Raw genomic sequence first — 21,271 nt, 5'->3', positions numbered from 1 at the left:
AATGGCCTCCTCTTAAATGCTGTTATGCGTTTGATTGGTAACCGGAGTGCGCTCGTCAAAACGGCGCACTGCCGCAAACATTGCTGCAGCACCTGCTGCAATGTCGTATTTTTCTGCCCATTCTTCCGGTGTGTGGCTGCGTCCGCCAAGACATGGCACAAAGACCATGGCTGCCGGTGCCAGCTGACCGATAAAGGCCGCATCATGTCCCGCACCGCTGGCGAGTTGCAGATGGCTATGGCCGAGTGCATCGGCGCTTTTTGCCAGATCATCCAGCAGGCCTAAGTCACAATCCATCGGCATGGTATCGGAAAGGGTCTTGAAGTTGCTGCGTTCCACATTGGCTTTCGCGGCAGCAAGTTGTGTTACCGCATCAATGCTTTCCAGAAAGCGCAGGGTCTTTTCACGCTTGCCGGTGCGGATATCAACAATCACCTTAGTCTGTTCCGGCACCACATTGGCACCGCCCGGTTCTAGGGTGAGAATGCCGACAGTGGCAACAAAATAGCCGTCCGGTTCAGATGCCAAGGCTTCTGCTTGTTCACGGATTGCAGTGACGGCTTGCGCTGCCGCATAAAGCGCATCGCGGCGCATATGCATCGGCGTGGTGCCTGCATGGTCAGCAGCACCCTGAAAAGCGATTTCCAGACGGGTGATGCCGACAATACCGGTCACCAGACCCAAATCCGTTTTGCTCTGTTCCAGCACAGGGCCTTGTTCAATATGCAGTTCCAGATAGGCGGCAATATCCTGACGTACAGCCTCTGGAAGCTTGGCCGGATTACCGCCGACACGGATCAGCGCATCGCCGAGACGCTCATCCTGCGGGCCGGTAAAGTCGAGCATGGCATTGGTCAGCTGACCGCTCATGCCACGGCTGCCGACACAGGATAGACCATATTCACTCGGCTCTTCAGCGAGAAAATCCACCACTTCCAGATTGTGCTGCAATTCAATACCGGCATCGCGCAGGGCGCGGGCAACTTCGAGTGCCGCCACCACACCGGCAATGCCGTCAAAGCGCCCGCCGGATGGCACAGTATCACTATGCGAACCCATCATAATGGTTTTGGCGTGCGGCTTGGCACCGGCACGGCGGCCGATCAGATTGCCTGCGGTATCAATGCGCACCTCAAGACCGGCGGCTTTGAACTGCTCAATCAGATAGGCACGGCCAGCCAGAAAACGCGGCGTAAAGGAACGGCGTGTGTAAGGCTTGCCCGGCTCGGTAATATCGGCCAGCGCCATAATATCCTGCCAGAGCCGGTCACTATCGACGAGCGTGTTGGAGGCCGCCATTACGCGGCTCCTTTACGCAGAGCAGGGCGTACAAAGCGACCGGAACCTGGTTCAGCTGTGACCACACCTTCAGCCATGGCACATTCACCACGCACAAATGTATGGGTGATGCGGAACGGCAGCTTGATGCCGTCATAAGGGCTCCAGCCAACAATATTATTGCCGCTTTCTGCCGCTTTGTAAGTGTATGGATCACGGCGTGCCAAGACGATATCGGCATCAAGACCGGCACCGAGCGCGCCCTTGGTTTGACCGAGACGGAACAGGTTCGCCGGATTATGCGCCAGCAGGCGGGCAGCATGGCTGAGCGACAGACCGCGTTCATCCAGACCTTTGAGCAGCAGCGCATAGAGCGCTTCCAGCCCCGGAACACCGGATGCGTTTTTCAGCATATTCTCATCGTTTTTACGATCAAGCGACCAGCTCACATGATCGGTGGAAACAATGGTCACATTACCGGCGGCTAGTTGCTGCCAGATGGCTTCACGCTCGGCGCGATTGCGTACCGGCGGGTTGATCTTGGCGCGGCCGATCAGGCGGCTGACATCATCTTCTTCGCACAATGTCAGATAGTGGATGCAGGCTTCAACCGTTGCCGCATAACCTTGTGCGCGATAACCCGCAGCCAGTTCATAGCCACGGCCAACGGAACAATGCACCACATGGGTGGCGCAACCGCTCATCGCGCCGATTTCATAGACTTCAGCCATCGCCAGAGTTTCAGTCACCGGCGGGCGGCTCATGCTGTGGGTCAGATAATCAGTGCGGCCGCTTTTCTCCACCTGATCGATGTAATAGCGCACCATTTCATCATTTTCATTATGAATACCGGCAATCAGACCGTGACGGGCAATCGCCGAGAAACACTCATAAAGCATCTGCGGGGTGATGCGCGGAAAGCGCTCCGGATGCGTACCGAAGGTAGAGAATTTGAAACCGGTCGCACCGGCCTCCACCAGACCGTCAATATGTTTGGTGCCGTCTGCCGGATGCGCCGTGGCATAAAGCGCGAAGTCCACGCGCGCTTCCTTGCCAGCGGATTCCACCTTGCGGGTGAAGCGCTCCGGCGTGGCGATCAGGTCGCCGTCGTCATAGGGCATATCGACAATCGTCGTCACACCACCTGCAGCGGCCGAACGGGTCGACCAGATAAATTCTTCCTGATTTTTCTGGCTGCGGCTGTGTACCTGACCGTCAATGGCACCCGGCAGCACCAGATAATCCGCACCGCCGTGGCTTTCACCTGCAGGGGCTGTGCCCTGACCGGTCTGGACAACGCGGCCGTCGCTGACCAGCACCCAGCCATTGTCAATGACCTGATCGGGCAGAACCACTTTACCTTTGAAGACTTTATCCTGCATTGCGGCATTTCCTCATTCTGGCTGCCTGCATCACTTTGCAATGCAGGCAGTTATGCGATTTAAAAATTACTTGGTGGCTGGCTGCGTGAAAGCGTGCAGCACCTGCACACCGGCTGCAAAATCCGGCGTGTATATGCGATCCTGATCGACGAATTTGACCTGTGCGCGATAGGTTTCCAGCAGTTTTGCGGAGGTTTTTCCGAGTGCAACTTTACCACGCAGATCAACCGCCTGAGCCGAATGCAGCAGCTGAATGGATGACAGGCTGTACATATTGCCGAGAATGCGCTGCAGGTTGCTCACGGCCAGCGGGGCATTATTGCCGGTATCTTCAATATTGCCTGCCATGGCGAATGTATCGAGCGAGACTGGCATGGCCAGCTGACGGTTTTCCGCATAGAGCGCAACAAGCGGCTTCTGCATGGCACCGAAAGCATGGCCTTCATTCTCAGGACCGGCAAGGAAGCGCGGCAGTTTGGTGAAATCCGGATTTTCCGTGCGGATGGTCTGCATCACAATATTCTGCGCCAGACGGGTGAGGGCGACATTCAGATTTTCCACACGAGTGGCAACTGGCAGCATGTCGAAATTGGCGGTCGGATAAATCGCGCCATGTACATCGCCTGCCACCTGATATTTATGCAGCTGGTTATGACTGTCAGCCGCTTTTTCCGCAGGCTTGTCGGAAGCCACAGCGGCCGGATTGTCATCGCTGGCATTGATATGGATATGCAAAGCTTCTTCGAGTGCGGCCTGCGCTTCCCATGCATTGCCGAGCGCATAGGCCATCGTGCGGTAAGAGAGCGGATCCTGTAAAGCGCGGCCATCAGACTGCTGCCAGAGATAGGAGCCATCCAGCGCTTCACGAATATCTGCTGCCGCCTTCACCATACCCGGAAACGGGCGCAGTTCGGTTGTCTCAGCCAGGAAAGGCGCGACATTGCCGTTATAACCTTCAAGCGACAGGGCGAAAACGGCTGTGGCGGCTTCCAGATAATGGCGGGTTTCTTCAGCAAGCAAAGCGGCCTGACCGGCAGTCAGTGCATTGGTGCTGAGAATGGAAAGGAAGTCTTTGCCGACCGGTTCAATCGGCTTCAGACCGGCCAGTTTCAGAGCTTCTGCCGCAGACATACGCTTGCCCTGATAATCCACAAACCATTCGCCGATCATTGCCAGACCAATATGGGAGGCGAGCGTAATATCAGCTTCACCGACAGAACCTTTTTCCGGCACAACGGGGATGATGTCGTGATTGAGGAAATCGCGATAGGCTTCTACCACGCTCAGCTGCGTTCCGGTTTCACCGCCGAGCATTTCATTGAGGCGGATCAGCATACCGGCGCGCACTGCCTGCGCAGGCATAGCCTCGCCAATACCGCCACCATGGGCATGAAGCGAACTGGTGTTGAAGCGGCGGGAAAGTGCCAGCAATTCTTCATCCAGCGTGCGGCGGCCTTTAACCTCTTTGAAAACCGGCTTGTCCTTGTTCCAGCCCACGCCGACATTCAGCCCGTAAACGGCGGTGCCTTGCAACGCGGCTTCCATTACCAGTTCAAAACTATGGCTGACTTTTTGTGCAGCTTCCGGAGCGATTTCGACTTTTTCATTTGTGTTCGCTGCGAACTTTGCCACCTGCGCAGTGGTGAGCTGCGTACCGTTAAGCTGCAAACTTTCAGCATAGGCGGCAGAAGACGACAGGAGGGCAAGTGTCAGAAGGCTGAGTTTGGACAGGCGGTTGAGCTTTTTCATACTGGGTTCCCGTTTGCCTTTTCCCTCTGAATGAGGGTGCTTATGGATGCGGCAAATTATGGGTCAGTATAGAAATTGCTTGAAAGGCTGAAACGGCGAAAGTTGCGAAACCGGCAATAACAAAAAGCTAAATCCTGCCGGTATCAGAGAATAGTTTTCTGAACAGTCCGGATTGTGGCCTTACGCATACCGGCTTTCATTTCGCAGCGTAATGAAAAGGATTGCGTGTAACTGAAAGGCTGGTTTTGGGAAATGAAACTCGATATTCAGTGATTGTTAAAATGACAATAAATACTGTAAAATCAAAAGCTTGTTATTGTTATTTTAAGGGTTGTGTATGGCGTTTTTATGATGAATTGTCTGCGGGTAACTGTCACATAATCTCAGGCAAATTCAGTAACGGAGTTCTACATGTCTTGTACTCTCTCGTCTAAAATTGCACTCAGCCTTATGATGTCGGCCTCTTTGCTCAGTCAGGCCGCAGCACAAAAATCAGAACAGGATGTCAAAGCCTATAAGCAGCAAGTAACAGCGGGTGTGGAGAGCCGCGCCAAGCTTGCGCAGGAGATGACGGATTCAATTTTCAGCTTTGGTGAGCTGGCCTTTCAGGAAGTGGAAACTTCAAAATACATCACGGATATTCTGGAAAAGAACGGCTTTACTATTGAGCGCGGCGTTGCCGGTCTGCCGACCGGCTGGGTAGCACGCTGGGGTTCCGGTAAGCCTGTGATTGCACTGGGTAGTGATATTGATGGTCTGCCAAAAACGTCCCAGATGCCCGGCGTTGCCTATCGCAAGCCGATGATTGAGGGCGCACCCGGTCACGGGGAAGGACATAATTCAGGACAAGCTGTGAATGTGGTCGCAGCCTTGGCGATGAAAGACCTGATGGAGAAGGAAAAACTCTCCGGCACGCTGGTGCTCTGGCCGGGGGTGGCAGAGGAGTTGCTGGGCGGCAAAGCCTATATGGTGCGTGACGGCGTGTTCAAGGATGCGGATGTGGTGATGTTCACCCATGTCGGCAATAATCTGCAAACCTCGTGGGGCGCAGCCAATGGCACCGGTATGGTCTCGGTCAAATATACATTTGCCGGTGAGTCTGCCCATTCTGCCGGTGCGCCGTGGCGCGGACGCAGTGCGCTTGATGGCGTAGAGCTGATGAATATCGGCTGGAATATGAAGCGGGAGCATTTGCGGCCTGAACAGCGCTCGCATTATGTGATTCCTGACGGCGGCGATCAGCCGAATGTGGTGCCGTCTGTTGCCAGCGTGTGGTATTTTATCCGCGAAACGGATTTTGAGAATATCGCCAAGAATTTTGCGATAGCCAATACAATGTCTGAAGCAGCGGCAAAAATGTCTGACACGGCAGTGGAACGGCAGATTATCGGCACCGCAGCACCGCGCCATTTCAACAAGCCGATGGCAGAGGCAGCCTATGCTAATATTTTGGAGGTTGGCCTGCCGAAATGGACTGACGATGAAAACAGCTTTGCCAAAGCTGTGCAGAAGGCTGTGAAAGGCAAGGAAGACGGGCTGGCGACAGAGCTGAAGAAACTGGCACCACCGCCGGAAAAACCTGAAAGCGGCGGCTCGGATGATATCGGCGATGTGTCATGGATTGTGCCGACAATCACGCTGAACTATCCGTCGAATATTCCGAACCTTCCGGGGCATCACTGGTCGAATGCCATGTCTATGGCCACACCGATTGCTCATAAAGGTGTTGTCGCCGGATCGAAGGTCATTGCTATGACCGGCGTTGATCTTCTGACCAAGCCGGAACTGGTATCTGCGGCACAGGATTATTTTACCAATGTGCAGCAGAAGGATCAGAAATATCTGCCGATGCTTGGTGCGGATGACAAGCCGCAAATTCAGCTGAATACGGAGATTATGCAGCAGTTTCGCCCTGAAATGCAGAAGCTCTATTACGATGCTGAGAAATATCCGACTTATCTCGATCAGCTCGGCGTCAAATTTCCTGAGTTGACTGCGCCACAATAGCAGAACTGTATAAACATGATGAAGGCGGTTCGGCATTTAGCCGGATCGCTTTTGTTTATCCGGTTTGAGTTATACGATAGGCGCAGCGTCGTGCGCCGAGTAAAATATGCTCGCAGCGCTCGATCTTGCAATTGTCACCGAGAATGGCCTGAAAAATATTGAGTTCGGAACGGCAAAAGCCGCGGCAGGCTGTGGCCGCAGCGCAGATAGGGCAGTGGTTCTCAATCAACAACCATGAACCGTCCGGCTGCTTTGTCCATTCCGACATATAGCCTTCCTGACTGCGTAATCGGGACAGACAGTCTATACGTTGTTCCAGCGCTGTCATATCCTGCATGGCTGTGCGGTAGTTATTGAGTATTTCCTGTTCGCGCAAGCTGATCACGCGCTCAGTCAGATCTTCACCCAGACTGCTCATATGGCGCAATAAACTAACGGTCAGCTCCGCATGACTGTCAGGAAACCGGCTGTTGCCTTTCTCCGTCAGATGCCAGAACTGCACAGGTCGTCCGGCTTTTGGTTTTTTTTCTGTGGCATAGGGTTCAATCAGGCCTTCTGTCACAGATTTTTGTAATTGCTGGCGTATATTTTCCGCACCCGTGCCTGCGAGTCGTGCAAGTTCCGATATTGTTTGCGGGCCACGGGTTTTAAGAATAAACAGCAGACGATCAGCGGTGCTTTGTTGTGCAGCGCTGTTCATTTCATCCGAAGTGATAATGTCAGAACTTGACATTTGATCTCCTGCTGAATATTCCAAGTTTATGCTTGCATAATTAACGGCTCCCTCAGGGATTTGCAACCCGACCGGTATGTTCCGGTTAAAATTGATGAGAAACACAGGCGCATTCCCGCCGGAACTCATGGTTTTTGATAGCTGTCCGGAGATTGAAATGTCTGACCCGGCATCGCTCACCAGCTACCACAAAGTTGGCTGGGGAGATTTGTTGACTGGCAAAAATGCCATTCGTTCCATGGCGCTCGCAGGTGGCGTCGCGCTTCATGCTGTTAATGTTTACATTGCTACAACCATTCTGCCTTCCGTCGTTTCGGATATTGGCGGGCTGGATTATTATGCGTGGAACACCACTCTTTTCGTCGTTGCATCCATTATCGGCTCAACGCTGGCTGTGAAATTGCTGCGTAAAACCGGCCCGCGCAAAGCCTATGCCATTTCGGCCAGTGTTTTTGCTCTCGGCACCCTGATTTGTGCTGTTTCACCGACAATGCAGGCTCTGCTGGTCGGTCGTTTCATTCAGGGCTTCGGCGGTGGTTTCATGCTGGCTTTGTCCTATGCCATGATCCGTATCGTATTTCCCGAAGCGCTGTGGCCGCGCGCTATGGCGCTGATTTCCGGCATGTGGGGTGTTGCCACACTGGTAGGCCCTGCTGTGGGCGGTATTTTCGCTGAACTCGGCGAGTGGCGTGCTGCTTTCTGGTCGGTTGTTCCTGCAGCGCTGCTTTTTGCTGTAATGGCGCTGTTTGTGTTGCCGGATGTACGCCATGAAGAGGAAGACACAAATCGTCTGCCTTTTGCGCAGCTCGGCCTGCTGACACTTGCAGTCTTTGCGGTATCGCTTGGCAGTGTCAGTTCTGAAGTGATCTGGAATGTGATTGGTATCAGCACGGCGATCCTGTTGATCGGTCTGATGATCCGTCTGGAAGCCACCAGTAAAAATCGTCTGTTGCCGCGTGGTTCTTTCAGTTTCAGCCAGCCGCTGGGGCCTGTGATCGTAACCATGTCTTTGCTGGCGCTGACGGTTACATCGGTGGAAGTGTTTATTCCGCTGTTCCTGCAGGTGCTGCATAATCAGTCACCATTGGTTGCCGGCTATCTGGCTGCGCTGATGGGCGCAGGCTGGACACTCGGCTCAATCATGAGCTCGGGGATTTCATCGCGCCGTGTGCGTGATGTGATTATTATCGGCCCGCTGGCCTCTTTTGCCGGTATGGTTTTGTTGCTGCTTCTGCTGCCATTTTCCAGCAATGGTACCTATCTGGAATTGCTGCCGCTCTGCGCCGGTTTCATCGCTGTGGGCTGTGGCGTGGGTATGACATGGCCGCATCTGCTGACACGGGTGCTGAAAGTTGCACCGACTGATGAGAAGGATCTGGCATCAACTGCGATTACCACTGTGCAGCTGTTCTCTGCCGGTCTCGGTGCGGCAATGGCCGGTATGGTCACCAGCCTTGGCGGTTTGACTGTGCCGGGTGGTATTGCCGGTACATCCAGTGCTGCATTCTGGCTTTTCCTGAGCTTTGGCGTGGGGCCGTTACTGGCTTTCCTATGCGCTTCACGCATGGTGAAACGCTGGTAAAATCAGCTGCTTACGTTAAAAAGATAGAGCTGCCCGGTTATTGTCCGGTCAGCTTTTTTTATAGGTGAGATAGGGCTGGCGTACAAAGCGCCACAAAACCAGTGTAATGATAATCAAGCCGTAAATCAGCGGCTCAGGTGGCCAGCTTTTAACCGACATCAGAAAGTGCAGGCTACCGGCGAGAGCGATGACATAAATCAGCCGGTGCAGGTTCTGCCAGTTATTCTTCAATTTGCGAATTGACCATTGGTTTGAAGTTATTGCCAGCGGAATCAGCATGACAAAGCCGATAAACCCGAAAATAATAAACCAGCGTTGTGTTACATCTTTCACGATATCCGGCCAGTTCAGGCCACGGTCGAGAATGATATAAGTCGCGAAATGCATGGCCACATAATAAAACGCCAGCAGACCAAGAGCGCGGCGATAGGGCAGGAAATTCAGCCGGAACAAATCGCGCAGCGGTGTGACGAGCAAGGTTAGGATTAAAAAGCGCAATGCCCATATGCCAAGAAGATGCTCGAACTCTTTGACCGGATTCGCGCCGAGCTGATTGGTAGCAGCCAGCCAGAATGGCCATGCTGCCGGTGCAAGGCCGACAACATAAATACCCCAGCGCAGCCAGGGATTATTGGGGATTTTGACCGGCGGCTTACGCGCGGCTGTTTGTTTACCGGTTGTGCGGGGCATAGCGATGGTTTGCGCAGCGATATCTGGTTTCATGCCGGTTCCCGCTCTAATAATTCTTGGTCAGATCCATACCGCTATAGAGCTGGGCAACATGCTCGCCATAGCCGTTAAATGGAAGCGTATCGCGTCTGTCAGGCGAGAAGAAACTGCCGCTGCCAATCCGTGTTTCAGTCTTCTGGCTCCAGCGCGGGTGATCTACTGCCGGATTAACATTGGCATAGAAACCATATTCCGAAGCGTTCTGCATTTTCCATGCAGTCACCGGCTCTTTATCTGTCAGTGTGATTTTGACAATCGATTTGATGCCTTTAAAACCATATTTCCACGGCACAACAAGGCGCACCGGTGCACCGTTCTGATTGGCAAGGTTCTCACCATAGAGGCCGGTTGCCAGCAATGTGAGCGGGTTCATCGCTTCGTCAAGACGCAGTCCTTCACGATAAGGCCAGTCAAGTACCGCAAATGCACCGCCGACACCCGGCATTTCTTTTGGACGTAGAGCTGTTTCAAAGGCCACATATTTGGCAGATCCCAGCGGCTCAACACGTTTCAGCAATTCTGACAGCTGAAAGCCCTGCCAGGGAATAACCATCGACCATGCTTCAACGCAGCGCATCCGGTAGATACGCTCCTCAATGCTCATCGTCTTAATCAGGTCATCAATGTCGAAAGTCGCAGGCTTTGCTACCATGCCGCCGACTTCGATTGTCCACGGGCGCGGTTTGAAACCGCCGGAATAGCTGGCAGGGTCGGATTTGCCTGTGCCGAATTCATAGAAATTATTATAGGTCAGCACTGAGTCTTTTGGTGTCAGCGTCTCATCGGTTTTAAAGCCGTCAGCACTGTCTTTGGCTGAGGCAATATCCGGCAGCAGGCCACCGAGAGACAAACCAATACCGGCAGCAATGCCTGTCTTGATAAAATCCCGTCGCCGCAAATAAAATGACTGACTGGTGATTTCAGAGGATGCGATACCGGATTTAAAAAATGACTTAGACATAGCACTTGCTCCCTGCTGACTTATGTCAGTGCAATTATAGGGGAATAGGGCGGAATTAATATCGGGTAATATATTAGAGAAAATCTGTGGTGGAATTTAGTTTATAAAACGCGCTTTGTGAGATTTGAATATTGTGAAACAATAAAAAAGGCTCCCGAAGGAGCCTTTTTTATTCGTAAGAACCGAATATTGATCTGAGATAGCGCTCTCAGATATCCGGCACAGATTATTTGCGTTTTGCCAGCGGTACGAAATCGCGCTGTGCGTAGCCTGTGTAAAGCTGACGCGGACGGCCGATTTTCTGCTGCGGGTCTTCGACCATTTCTTTCCACTGGGCAACCCAGCCGATGGTACGGGCAACGGCGAACAGAACTGTGAACATTTCTGTCGGGAAGCCGAGAGCCTTCAGTGTGATACCGGAATAGAAGTCGATATTCGGATAGAGCTTCTTCTCGATGAAATATTCATCGGTCAGTGCAATATTTTCCAGTTCCATCGCAACATCGAGCAACGGATCATCTTTGATGCCGAGTTCACCGAGAACTTCATGCGTGGTTTTCTGCATGATGCGGGCGCGCGGATCGTAGTTTTTGTAAACGCGGTGACCGAAGCCCATCAGACGGAACGGATCGTTCTTGTCTTTTGCCTTGGCGATATATTCAGGAATACGGTCAACCGAGCCGATTTCAGCCAGCATGTTCAATGCAGCTTCGTTGGCACCGCCGTGAGCAGGACCCCAGAGGCAGGCAATACCGGCAGCGATACAGGCAAACGGGTTCGCGCCCGAAGAACCGGCGAGACGAACGGTCGAAGTCGAAGCGTTCTGCTCGTGGTCCGCATGAAGGATGAAGATACGATCCATAGCGCGTGCCAGAACCGGATTGACCTTATATTCTTCGCAAGGCACGGCAAAGCACATGCGCAGGAAGTTGGAAGCCAGATCAAGATCATTCTTCGGATAAACGAAAGGCTGACCGACATGATATTTATAGGCCATTGCAGCCAGTGTCGGCATTTTCGCCAGAAGGCGGATCGAAGCAACCATACGCTGATGCGGGTCAGTAATGTCGGTTGAGTCGTGGTAGAAGGCGGACATGGCGCCAACGCAGCCAACCATAATGGCCATCGGATGCGCATCGCGGCGGAAGCCGGTAAAGAAGCGCGACATCTGCTCATGCACCATAGTATGGCGGGTCACGCGGTAGTCAAAGTCTGCTTTCTGGGTCTTGGTTGGCAGTTCGCCGTAGAGAAGCAGGTAGCAGGTTTCAAGGAAATCGCCCTGTTCGGCGAGCTGTTCGATCGGATAGCCGCGATGCAGGAGAACGCCTTCGTCACCGTCAATATAAGTGATTTTGGATTCGCAAGAAGCGGTTGAAGTGAAACCAGGATCGTATGTGAAGGAATTTGTATTCTTGTAAAGCGGGCCGATTTCGACGACATCTGGTCCGATTGTACCTTTGCGGACCGGCAATTCGGTCGAATTGCCATTTAGCGTGATTGTCGCTGTCGTATTAGACATACTGGTTCCTTTCATCATCGCGCTCACTGCTCGTGGATAGCAGTAAATTTGGAGCATAATGCCGAAAACGGGTGTTTCGGTTTAGTCTTATGCATAGAAACATACAGTTAGGGTATTTTTACCGGCGCTGCCAGTTTGAAAAATATCCTTAAGCCGCTGTCACTCAAAATTCATGATATTTGTGAATGACGGCCTGCAAAATTTATGGCTCAAACTATCGTAAATGTTGGAGGTTGCAATGTGGAAATTTGCGTTTTTCTGAACAAATTTCTGTCAATTAGCCATTCTTACGACAGAGGCGGGTTTTTGAAAATCACACTCCTGTGTTCAGGGCGTGTTTGAAGCCGTATTCTGTTGAAAGAACACGGCTTCTGACAGGCTTTATACGGCCTGATCCTGAATACGTCCGAGCGCTTCTTCGCGACCCAGAACCACCAGAACGTCAAAAACGCCCGGTGAAGTGGCGCGACCGGTGAGGGCAGCACGCAGAGGCTGGGCAATTTTGCCAAGTTTCAGGCCGGTTGATTCCGCATGAGCGCGGACAACGGTATCCAGCGCATCAGCATTCCACTCGGCAGCTTCCAGCTTCGGCAATACATCTTTGAGGATTGCGCGGCCTTCATCATTGAGCAGGCTGGCAGCTTTTTCATCCAGCGGCAGCGGGCGGGAGACGAACAGGAATTTCGCGCCGTCAGCCAGCTCTACCAGTGTTTTTGCACGATCTTTGAGACCCGGCATTGCTGCAACAAGCTGTGCACGGCGTTCATCGGTCAGCAGAGCCTGCAGTTCCGTACCGCCTTCAATATAAGGCAGAACATCGATCAGTGCTTTGGTAAGCGTTTCTGAATCACTGGCGCGGATATGATGACCGTTAATGGCTTCCAGTTTCTGGAAATCGAAACGAGATGCGCCTTTGTTGATGTCTTTGGTATCAAACCATTCAATCATCTGCTCGATGGTCATGATTTCATCATCACCATGGCTCCAGCCAAGACGAACCAGATAGTTGCACAGTGCTTCAGGCAGATAGCCCATTGCACGATAGGCCTCAACGCCGAGCGCACCGTGACGCTTGGAGAGCTTGGCACCATCCGCACCATGGATCAGCGGGATATGGGACATTTTAGGCACATCCCAGCCCATTGCCTGATAGATAACTGTCTGGCGGGCAGCATTGGTCAGATGGTCATCACCACGGATAATATGGGTAACGCCCATATCATGATCGTCGACCACAACCGCATGCATATAGGTTGGCGCACCGTCGGAACGCAGAATGATGAAATCATCCAGATCCTTGTTCGGGAAGCGCACTTCGCCCTGCACATCGTCCAGCACAACGGTTTCGCCTTCGCGCGGGGCTTTAATGCGGATAACCGGTTTCACACCTGCCGGTGCTTCTGACGGATCGCGGTCACGCCAGCGGCCGTCATAGCGCGGCGGGCGGCCTTCTGCACGCGCCAGTTCACGCATCGCATCCAGTTCTTCCGGTGAGGCATAGCAATAATAGGCTTTACCGGCTTTCACCAGTTCTTCAGCAACTTCGCGATGGCGCGGTGCGCGTTCCCACTGGGAGATGGCATCGCCGTCCCATGTCAGGCCGAGCCATGTCAGACCTTCAAGAATAGCTGCCGTTGCGGCCTCGGTGGAACGCTCGCGGTCGGTATCCTCAATGCGCAGCAGCATCTTGCCGCCGGTATGTTTGGAATAAAGCCAGTTAAACAACGCTGTACGTGCGCCGCCGATATGCAGATAGCCGGTCGGTGAAGGCGCAAAGCGGGTAATAACGGGTGATGACATCGGTCGCTCCGTATCTGCGGCAAGGTTACAGGATCTTACGCTTATATCCGAATATATCGGCTAAAGAATGTAACTGGCCGCCTCTCGATTTCTTGTGCTGTTCATGTAGCATAGGCAGCACAACGTGCAAGACTTGATGCAAAAATCAAAGCGCAGAACCGGTGTTTAACGCCGCTCGATGCAAGATTCCTGCGTGAAATAGGCTGTTTTGGACGTATAATTGTGCAGCTGTCAGGTGCGGGGGCAATTCAGACAGCATGGCGAATGGTTATGGCGGTGAATGTGGCCATCAGGCAAGCAAGACTGAGTCCCGTCACGATGATGGCGGGTCAGGGAGCACGGCTGACCGGACGAAACATAGCAGCGGATTAACTGCCGAGCAATTCATGCTCGGTTTTGCTCCGGTGCCGGATGCAGAGATTATCCCCGATGATGGTGCTGTTTATAGCGGACGAAAGCGAGCACGGATCATCTGGCTCAATCTGCGGGAATATTGGCAGCGTTTTCTGGATAATATCTGTGATGCTCTGCTGTTTGAATATGAACGCGGGACGGTTTTCCTGTTGTTGGCCGTTGCGAGTGGAGCAGGGGCGGTTCATTATTTTTCCCTGAAGGCCGAACCATACTGGATAGAGCTGTTTGCACCGGCAAGCCTGTTCGGCTGGCTGCTGTTTTTGCTGCGTGACACGCTGATAAGGCGCATCAGCCTTATACTGATATTAGCCTTTATGACCGGTATGCTGGCTGCGAAATGGGAGACGCAGCGTTATGCAACACAAATGCTTGGCAGTTCTGTTTCAACCACTTTGACAGCGCGGATTGTCTCGCTCGAGCAGGAGGCTGAAGACAATGGCAAAGCCGGACGCTGGCGTATTGTTGCCGATGTGCTGACAACGGAAAAACCGCATCTGCGCTATGCGCCGCAGCGGTTGCGGCTCTCTGCCCGTGACTTACCTGCACAGGCTGAAACCGGTTCTGTTCTGAAAGGGGCGGTGCGATTGCGTCCCCATGGCGGGTCGGTACGTTCCGAGCAATATGATTTCGCATTTCATGGATATTTTCGCGGTATTGGCGGTAATGGCTTCTATCTCGGCGTGCCGAAACTGGTCGATGATGAATTTTCCGGTGATGCAGTATCAAAGAACTGGACTGCATCCGTTGAGGCGCTGACCGGTCAGTTGCGGGCGATGATCGGCGGGCGGATTATGCAGGCACTGTCCGGCGAAGAAGGGGCGGTGGCTGCAGCGCTGATCTCCGGCCAGCGGGCAGGGATCAGCGAGACAACCAATGAGGCGCTGCGCATTGCAGGATTGGCGCATATTCTTTCAATTTCCGGCCTGCATCTGGCGCTGGCAGCAGCTATTGTTATGGTGAGCCTGCGTGGCATTGCCGGACTATTCCCTTCTTTAGCGCTCTATTATCCGGTGAAGAAAATCGCCGCACTGATTTCGCTGTTTTATTCGGGTTTTTATCTGGCTTTGTCGGGTGCAGATGTGGCGGCACAGCGTAGTTTTATCATGCTGGCCGTGATGCTTTGTGCGGTGATTTTAGATCGTAAAGCTCTGACCTTGCGCAATCTGGCGATTGCAGCGCTGTTCAGTATTCTTGTGACACCGCATGAAATTCTGGGGCCGAGTTTTCAGATGTCCTATTCTGCGACCGGCGCGCTGATTGCAGGCTTTGCATGGTGGAAATTACGCAAGAGACAAAGCAATGAACAAGCGACGCGGCAGACGACATTGGGGGGTAAGCTCAGGATTTGGCTTGGCGGGATTGCGGCGACTTCGCTTTTAGCCGGTACGGCCAGCGGGCTTTTTGCAGCCTTTCATTTTAACAATATGGCACCGCTTGGCATGTTGGGAAATGCACTGGCATTACCAGTGATCTCGGTGCTGATTATGCCTTTTGCTGTGCTATCTCTGCTGCTGATGCCTTTAGGACTGGAATGGCTGCCTTTACAGGTGATGGGGAAAGGCATTGAACTGGTTAAATGGATTGCACATTTTGTTGCCGGACTTTCCCCTGATCTGATCCCCGGCCTGGTGCCCGTGCCGGTATTGTTGCTTTGGACGGCGGCAATGCTTTCGGCGATGATCTTTACCAGTCATTTGCGACTGATATCGCTGTTCTTTCTGATCCTTGGCGGAATTGTACTGAGTATGAACACTTTGCCGGATATTATTATCTCGGAAGATGCCAGACTGGTTGCAGTCCGCCAGAACAACAGTCTCTATGTAAACCGTGCACGACCGGCTGCCTTCACAATCGATAACTGGCGCAAAGCCTATAGAATCCATGAGGTTAAAACGCCGGATAATAGCAGCGCGACAGGTTCAGAAGGTTTTGTCTGTGAGGACGGGTTATGCAGCTTTGATCTGCAAAACGGGCAGGTGTTGGCCTATGCCGAGAACCGGCCTGCGGCAGATGTCGCCTGTACTATCGGTGATATTATTATTCTCGCTTATGCAGGAAACCTGTCTTGCCCCGATAGAAAAGCCAGCAATATTACAGGCACAGTAACGCAAAATGCCCCTGCCATCATCACCCGCCAGCAGCTGGCACTACGAGGCGTGGCAGAGATTTATCTGGAACCCGATAGCCGCAGATATACAGATACAGCACAAAGTCTTTTTCCGGCTATGCTGCAAAGCGCGACTATAAAGGCGCAAGAGCATCAAACTGGTTTGGCATATCGGCCGGAACAGACTCAGGTCGTGTTTGCAGTGGGAGAGCCGCAACGACCATGGCATAGCTACCGTCTCTGGTCCCGTGCTGCCCGCAATCTGGAAGATCCGAAATAAGAGCCGTCGTACTTTTTGATGATCGTAGCTAATATGAATGTGTAGTCACAGCATAATAGTGCAGCGAAACATAGGCTTGTAGGGCGTTTGCTGTATTGTCTTGTCGGGAGACGCACTACTTAAATGACCCGTTATTGCCCATGCAAGAATATGCAGCAGGAGCAATAAACTGCCTGAGGTCGAAAAACGGCAGTAATGCCGGTTTTCGCTCCGAAGGCATATTAGTAGCGGCGTACCAGACCAACCAGCTTGCCCTGAACACGTACGCGGTCAGGACCGAAAATACGGGTTTCATAGGCCGGATTGGCTGCTTCAAGCGCAATAGATGCCCCTTTGCGGCGGAAGCGTTTCAGTGTCGCTTCTTCATCATCGACCAGAGCCACAACGATTTCACCGGCATTGGCGGTATCACCACGGCGGATAATCACTGTATCGCCGTCGAGAATACCGGCTTCGATCATCGAGTCGCCTTTGACTTCCAGCGCATAATGCTCACCGCTGCCAAGCATTTCCGGCGGCAGGGTAATCATATGGGTCTGGGATTGGATCGCAGAAATCGGTACACCGGCTGCAATACGCCCCATCACAGGAACGCTGATACCGGCAGGTGCATCAGATTCTGCTGCTGGAGCAGCCTTTTTAGGCAGTTCGGTGACATTCTTTTTGCCGAGATCGCCTTCAATGACACTTGGTGAGAATTTCTTCTGGCTGTTGAGACCTGGTGCAATCGAGTCCGGCAGACGCACAACTTCCAAAGCACGCGCTCTGTTTGGCAGGCGGCGGATAAAGCCGCGTTCTTCCAGAGCAGTAATCAGACGGTGAATACCAGACTTGGAAGCGAGATTGAGCGCTTCTTTCATCTCGTCAAACGAAGGGGGAATGCCGCTTTCCTTCAGGCGGTCATGGATAAACAGCAATAATTCATGTTGTTTACGCGTCAGCATTATACGCTCCCAAAGCCTTTATATTATCTGCCGGTTACTGAAATTATGGTGGCAGATAATGAAGTCGTGCGGACTAAACGCATTACCGCATGCACGGGGCGCGGTTGCGAGAATCAATTTTTAAAACAAACCCAGAACGAACACTATATGTTCCAGTATTGTTCTGCAAGGCTTTAAAAGTGATTAATCCGATTGTTTAAAGGATTTCAGCGTATCATCAGGATTTGACAGCGATCACCGGCTTTGGCTGCCTCAGCAAAAGGCTCACGGATCAGCAGAGCATCCGCACGGGTAATCACGGTCAGCATGGAAGAATCCTGCACCGGCAGGGGCGTTGCCAGTAACTCGCCATCGCTGTTGCGGGTTAGTGCTGCGCGGGCATAATCGCGGCGGTTGCCATTGGCAGCCATGTCCTGTGCCAGTCTGGCGCCGGCAATATAGGTGGTCGCGGCTTTGCCTGCCAGACGCGCAACCAGCGGCGCCAGAAACACATAGGAACAGACGAGACTGGAAACCGGATTACCTGGAAGACCAAGAACGAGCAGGGGCGATTTGCCTTCGCGTTCCAGTTGGCCGAACATCAGCGGTTTGCCCGGACGCATGGCGATTTTGTAAAAGCCGAGTTCAACGCCGCAATTGGTCAGTGCTTTATGCACCAGATCATGATCGCCAACGGATGCGCCGCCCAGCGTAATCAGAATATCGGCATCCGAAGCTGCAACATTGCGAATGGATTGTTCGATAAGTGCCAGATCATCCGGCACAATACCCAGATCATCTGCCGTGCCGCCATTGCGCCGTACAATTTCTGCGACACCATAACTGTTGGAGCTGACGATCTGATCTGCCGCAGGAACAGTCCCCGCAGGCACCAGCTCATTGCCGGTAGCAAGAATAGCTGTTTTAGGGCGTTTATAGACCTGCAATTGCGCATGGCCGGACGCTGCAGCCAAAGAGAGCGATGCCGGATCAAGCAGATGGCCGGTTTGCAGCAAGCATTCTCCGTCTTTGAAATCCAGCCCGCTGAAACGGATGTGACGGTTTTTGTCCACATCCCGTAACAATGTGACCAGATTGCCTTCCTGCAGCGTGTCTTCCTGAATGACAATCGTGTCGGCACCGGCAGGCATTGGCGCACCTGTGAAAATACGCACAGCCTCACCGGATCGGACTGTGCCATCAAAGCCTTTGCCAGCTGCAGATTCACCGATGACTTTCAGTGTCACCGGCAGCTGTTCTGCATCGGCAAAGCGAATGGCATAGCCGTCCATAGCCGAGGCATCAAAGGGCGGTTGATTGAATGAGGCAAAGATTGACGTGGCGAGAACACGGTCACCGGCTTCATGCAGAGCGACTTGCTCATGGCCGGAAGGCATTTTATCCGCCAGCAAAAGCCGCAATGCTTCATCAACCGGTAATAATGCCATGAAACCTACCCCGTAAAAATAAGAGCGATCTGCTAAGAGCGCTGCCAGTCGCCGGACTTGCCGCCGGTTTTGCTGTCGACGGCGATATTGCCGATGATCATGCCTTTATCGGCAGCTTTTGCCATATCATAAATCGTCAGGCAGGCGACGGAGACAGCCGTGAGTGCCTCCATTTCCACGCCGGTTTTGCCGGTGAGTTTGACGGTTGCACTGACCCGCAAGCCGGGCAATGTCTCATCCGGCTCAATATCAACCGAGACTTTACTCAGCATCAGCGGATGGCAAAGCGGAATAAGATCAGAGGTCTTTTTCGCAGCCATAATACCGGCAAGACGGGCGGTGCCGATCACATCGCCTTTGGCAGCATTGCCGGAAAGGATCAGCTCAAGCGTCTGCTTTTGCATCGTGACACAGCCCGAAGCCGTGGCAATGCGCACAGTCTCGGCTTTGTCGCCGACATCGACCATATTCGCAGCGCCGCTTTCATCGAGATGTGTCAGCTTGCTCATAGCTTACTCTTTGCCGGTCAGGAGTTTGCGGGTTGCACTGGCCACATCCTGCTGGCGCATCAGGCTTTCACCGATCAGGAAGGTGGAGATGCCGGATTTCTGCAAACGCAGGCAATCATCATGCGTGAAGATACCGCTTTCACCAACCAGAAGACGGTCATCCGGCACCATGGCTGCCAGACGTTCAGAAACTGCGAGATCGACTTCGAAAGTACGCAGGTTACGGTTGTTGATGCCGAGTAGACGCGAGGACAATTTGAGCGCCCGTTCCATCTCAGCTTCATCATGCACTTCGATCAGTGCATCCATACCAAGCGAAAAGGCGGTTTCTTCCAGCTCTTTAGCCATAGCATCATCAACGCTTGCCATGATGATGAGAATGCAATCCGCACCCCAATGACGCGCTTCATAGACCTGATAAGGATCAAACAGAAAGTCTTTGCGTAGCGCTGGAAGGGAGCAGGCAGCGCGTGCCAGTTGCAGGAATTCCGGAGCACCCTGAAAGCTCGGTGTATCTGTCAGAACAGAAAGACAGGCAGCGCCGCCATCTTCATAGGCTTTTGCCAATGCAGGCGGATCAAAATCCGGACGGATCAGACCTTTGGACGGGCTGGCTTTTTTGATTTCCGCAATCAGACCGAAAGAACCGGCAGCCTGCTTTGCTTCCAATGCTTTAAGGAAACCACGGGCAGGTGACTGATCGGCCGCAGCTTTTTTCACGTCTGCCAATGGCAAACGGACTTTGGCTTCTGCAATTTCAACAAGCTTATAGGCTTCGATCTTTTTGAGAATATCGGTCATTTTATTCACTTGTTTTGCTGTTCGATACAGCAATCAGCTGATCGAGTTTGGCTTTGGCCGCGCCGCTGTCAATCGACTGTGCAGCAAGGGCAATACCTTCTTTGATATCTTTGGCCTTGCCGGCAATCACGAGTGCAGCACCGGCATTGAGCAGCACGATATCGCGATAAGCACCGGCTTCACCGCCAAGAACGCGAAGCAAAGCCGCAGCATTATGCTGCGCATCGCCGCCTTTGAGAGTGTCAAAAGCAACGCGCTTCAGGCCGACTTCTTCCGGTGTGATTTCAAATTCGGTGATTTCACCATTATGCAGCGCTGCAATATTGGTGGTGCCTGCGGTGGTCATTTCATCCAGACCATCGCCATAAACAACCCAGACATGATCTGATCCGAGCTCTTTCAGCACTTTGGCGATCGGCAGTACCCAGTCGCGGGAGAAAACGCCGACGAGCTGATGTTTAACACCAGCCGGATTGGCGAGCGGGCCAAGCAGGTTGAAAATTGTACGGGTGCCAAGCTCTACACGGGCAGGGCCGACATGGCGCATTGAAGAATGATGCATCGGCGCGAACATAAAGCCAAGACCTGCATCATGAATGCAGCGGCTGATTGTTGCCGGATCGGCCTCAATATTAATGCCCAGTTCTGCCAGTGTATCTGCTGCACCGGAGCGTGAGGACAGAGCGCGGTTGCCGTGTTTGGCAACGATAACGCCTGCGCCCGCAGTCACAATGGCTGCACAGCTGGACACGTTATAGGAGCCGGACTGATCGCCGCCGGTGCCGACAATATCAATTGCACCGGCAGGTGCATCGACGGGGATCATTTTCGCACGCATTGATTCCACTGCGCCTGCAATTTCCGCAACGGCTTCACCGCGCATGCGCAGAGCCATCAGAAAACCGCCGATCTGGGCAGGGGTGGCGGAACCGGACATCATAATGTCAAACGCTGCTTTGGACTCCGCCTGAGTTAAAGGTGTGCCTGTAACAGCTTTGGCAATGTAGCTTTTGAAATCTGACATAGTGTACTCGAATCTTTAGTGAGGC

At 52.9% G+C, this 21,271-nt stretch carries 16 protein-coding genes; 3 read left to right on the top strand and 13 right to left on the bottom strand.

The genetic code is table 11. The features are described 5' to 3' along the window. Window positions 1-12 precede the first annotated feature (12 nt). From ertE to JNC80_RS08430, 3 genes are all read right to left on the bottom strand, one after another. On the bottom strand, window positions 13-1,299 hold the full coding sequence (ertE, locus tag JNC80_RS08440; protein WP_376710051.1) for an N-carbamyl-l-glutamate amidohydrolase ErtE: 1,287 nt from the start codon (window positions 1,297-1,299) through the stop codon (window positions 13-15). Then, the gene (gene ertD, locus JNC80_RS08435) at window positions 1,299-2,660 is read right to left on the bottom strand and encodes a hydantoin-5-propionate amidohydrolase (RefSeq protein WP_376710049.1); all 1,362 of its coding nucleotides are present in this window, start codon (window positions 2,658-2,660) and stop codon (window positions 1,299-1,301) included. The genes ertE and ertD overlap by 1 nt, the downstream gene beginning before the upstream one ends. Window positions 2,661-2,726: 66 nt before the next feature. Beyond that, the gene (locus tag JNC80_RS08430; protein WP_376710048.1) at window positions 2,727-4,409 is read right to left on the bottom strand and encodes an HAL/PAL/TAL family ammonia-lyase; all 1,683 of its coding nucleotides are present in this window, start codon (window positions 4,407-4,409) and stop codon (window positions 2,727-2,729) included. Window positions 4,410-4,820: 411 nt separating this feature from the next. On the opposite strand from JNC80_RS08430, the gene JNC80_RS08425 reads away from it, so the two are divergent. Next, the gene (locus tag JNC80_RS08425; RefSeq protein ID WP_238481594.1) at window positions 4,821-6,416 is read left to right on the top strand and encodes an amidohydrolase; all 1,596 of its coding nucleotides are present in this window, start codon (window positions 4,821-4,823) and stop codon (window positions 6,414-6,416) included. Window positions 6,417-6,471: 55 nt separating this feature from the next. Here JNC80_RS08425 and JNC80_RS08420 read toward each other — a convergent pair whose 3' ends face one another. Continuing rightward, window positions 6,472-7,149, bottom strand: a complete 678-nt coding sequence (locus JNC80_RS08420) for a helix-turn-helix transcriptional regulator (protein WP_376710047.1) — start codon at window positions 7,147-7,149, stop codon at window positions 6,472-6,474. Between the two features lie 157 nt (window positions 7,150-7,306). Between JNC80_RS08420 and JNC80_RS08415 the strand changes: the two genes are divergently transcribed. Continuing rightward, window positions 7,307-8,731, top strand: coding sequence for an MFS transporter (locus JNC80_RS08415; RefSeq protein WP_376710046.1), 1,425 nt, complete (start codon window positions 7,307-7,309; stop codon window positions 8,729-8,731). Between the two features lie 48 nt (window positions 8,732-8,779). On the opposite strand, the gene msrQ is transcribed toward JNC80_RS08415, so the two are convergent. The 4 genes from msrQ to gltX form a co-directional block, all read right to left on the bottom strand. Continuing rightward, window positions 8,780-9,454, bottom strand: coding sequence for a protein-methionine-sulfoxide reductase heme-binding subunit MsrQ (gene msrQ, locus JNC80_RS08410; RefSeq protein ID WP_376710045.1), 675 nt, complete (start codon window positions 9,452-9,454; stop codon window positions 8,780-8,782). 13 nt (window positions 9,455-9,467) lie between these two features. Then, window positions 9,468-10,421: a protein-methionine-sulfoxide reductase catalytic subunit MsrP gene (gene msrP / locus JNC80_RS08405; protein WP_376710044.1), complete on the bottom strand. Its 954-nt coding sequence runs from the start codon at window positions 10,419-10,421 to the stop codon at window positions 9,468-9,470. Between the two features lie 226 nt (window positions 10,422-10,647). After that, a complete protein-coding gene (gene gltA / locus JNC80_RS08400; protein ID WP_022712432.1) occupies window positions 10,648-11,940 on the bottom strand; it encodes a citrate synthase in 1,293 nt (430 codons plus the stop codon). A 381-nt stretch (window positions 11,941-12,321) separates the two neighbouring features. After that, window positions 12,322-13,740, bottom strand: a complete 1,419-nt coding sequence (gltX, locus tag JNC80_RS08395; protein ID WP_376710043.1) for a glutamate--tRNA ligase — start codon at window positions 13,738-13,740, stop codon at window positions 12,322-12,324. Between the two features lie 257 nt (window positions 13,741-13,997). Here gltX and JNC80_RS08390 point away from each other — a divergent pair, with 257 nt between their 5' ends. Next, complete coding sequence (locus tag JNC80_RS08390; RefSeq protein ID WP_376710041.1) at window positions 13,998-16,541, top strand: ComEC/Rec2 family competence protein; 2,544 nt, start codon at window positions 13,998-14,000, stop codon at window positions 16,539-16,541. 221 nt (window positions 16,542-16,762) lie between these two features. Here JNC80_RS08390 and lexA read toward each other — a convergent pair whose 3' ends face one another. From lexA to trpD, 5 genes are all read right to left on the bottom strand, one after another. Continuing rightward, on the bottom strand, window positions 16,763-17,485 hold the full coding sequence (gene lexA, locus JNC80_RS08385; RefSeq protein ID WP_376710039.1) for a transcriptional repressor LexA: 723 nt from the start codon (window positions 17,483-17,485) through the stop codon (window positions 16,763-16,765). Window positions 17,486-17,691: 206 nt separating this feature from the next. Beyond that, on the bottom strand, window positions 17,692-18,912 hold the full coding sequence (locus JNC80_RS08380) for a molybdopterin molybdotransferase MoeA (protein WP_376710038.1): 1,221 nt from the start codon (window positions 18,910-18,912) through the stop codon (window positions 17,692-17,694). A gap of 32 nt (window positions 18,913-18,944) precedes the next feature. Next, window positions 18,945-19,421: a cyclic pyranopterin monophosphate synthase MoaC gene (gene moaC, locus JNC80_RS08375; protein WP_225687705.1), complete on the bottom strand. Its 477-nt coding sequence runs from the start codon at window positions 19,419-19,421 to the stop codon at window positions 18,945-18,947. Between the two features lie 3 nt (window positions 19,422-19,424). Continuing rightward, window positions 19,425-20,222, bottom strand: coding sequence for an indole-3-glycerol phosphate synthase TrpC (gene trpC, locus JNC80_RS08370; RefSeq protein ID WP_376710037.1), 798 nt, complete (start codon window positions 20,220-20,222; stop codon window positions 19,425-19,427). Between the two features lies 1 nt (window position 20,223). Beyond that, window positions 20,224-21,246 (bottom strand): anthranilate phosphoribosyltransferase, encoded by a 1,023-nt coding sequence (trpD, locus tag JNC80_RS08365; RefSeq protein WP_376710036.1) that lies wholly within the window; start codon window positions 21,244-21,246, stop codon window positions 20,224-20,226. Window positions 21,247-21,271 lie beyond the last annotated feature (25 nt).

The organism is Pseudochrobactrum lubricantis (genome assembly GCF_041929865.1).
GTDB classification, from domain to species: domain Bacteria; phylum Pseudomonadota; class Alphaproteobacteria; order Rhizobiales; family Rhizobiaceae; genus Pseudochrobactrum; species Pseudochrobactrum saccharolyticum.
Note: the sequence above shows the minus strand (reverse complement) of the source record. Positions and strands in the feature narration are given on the sequence as shown.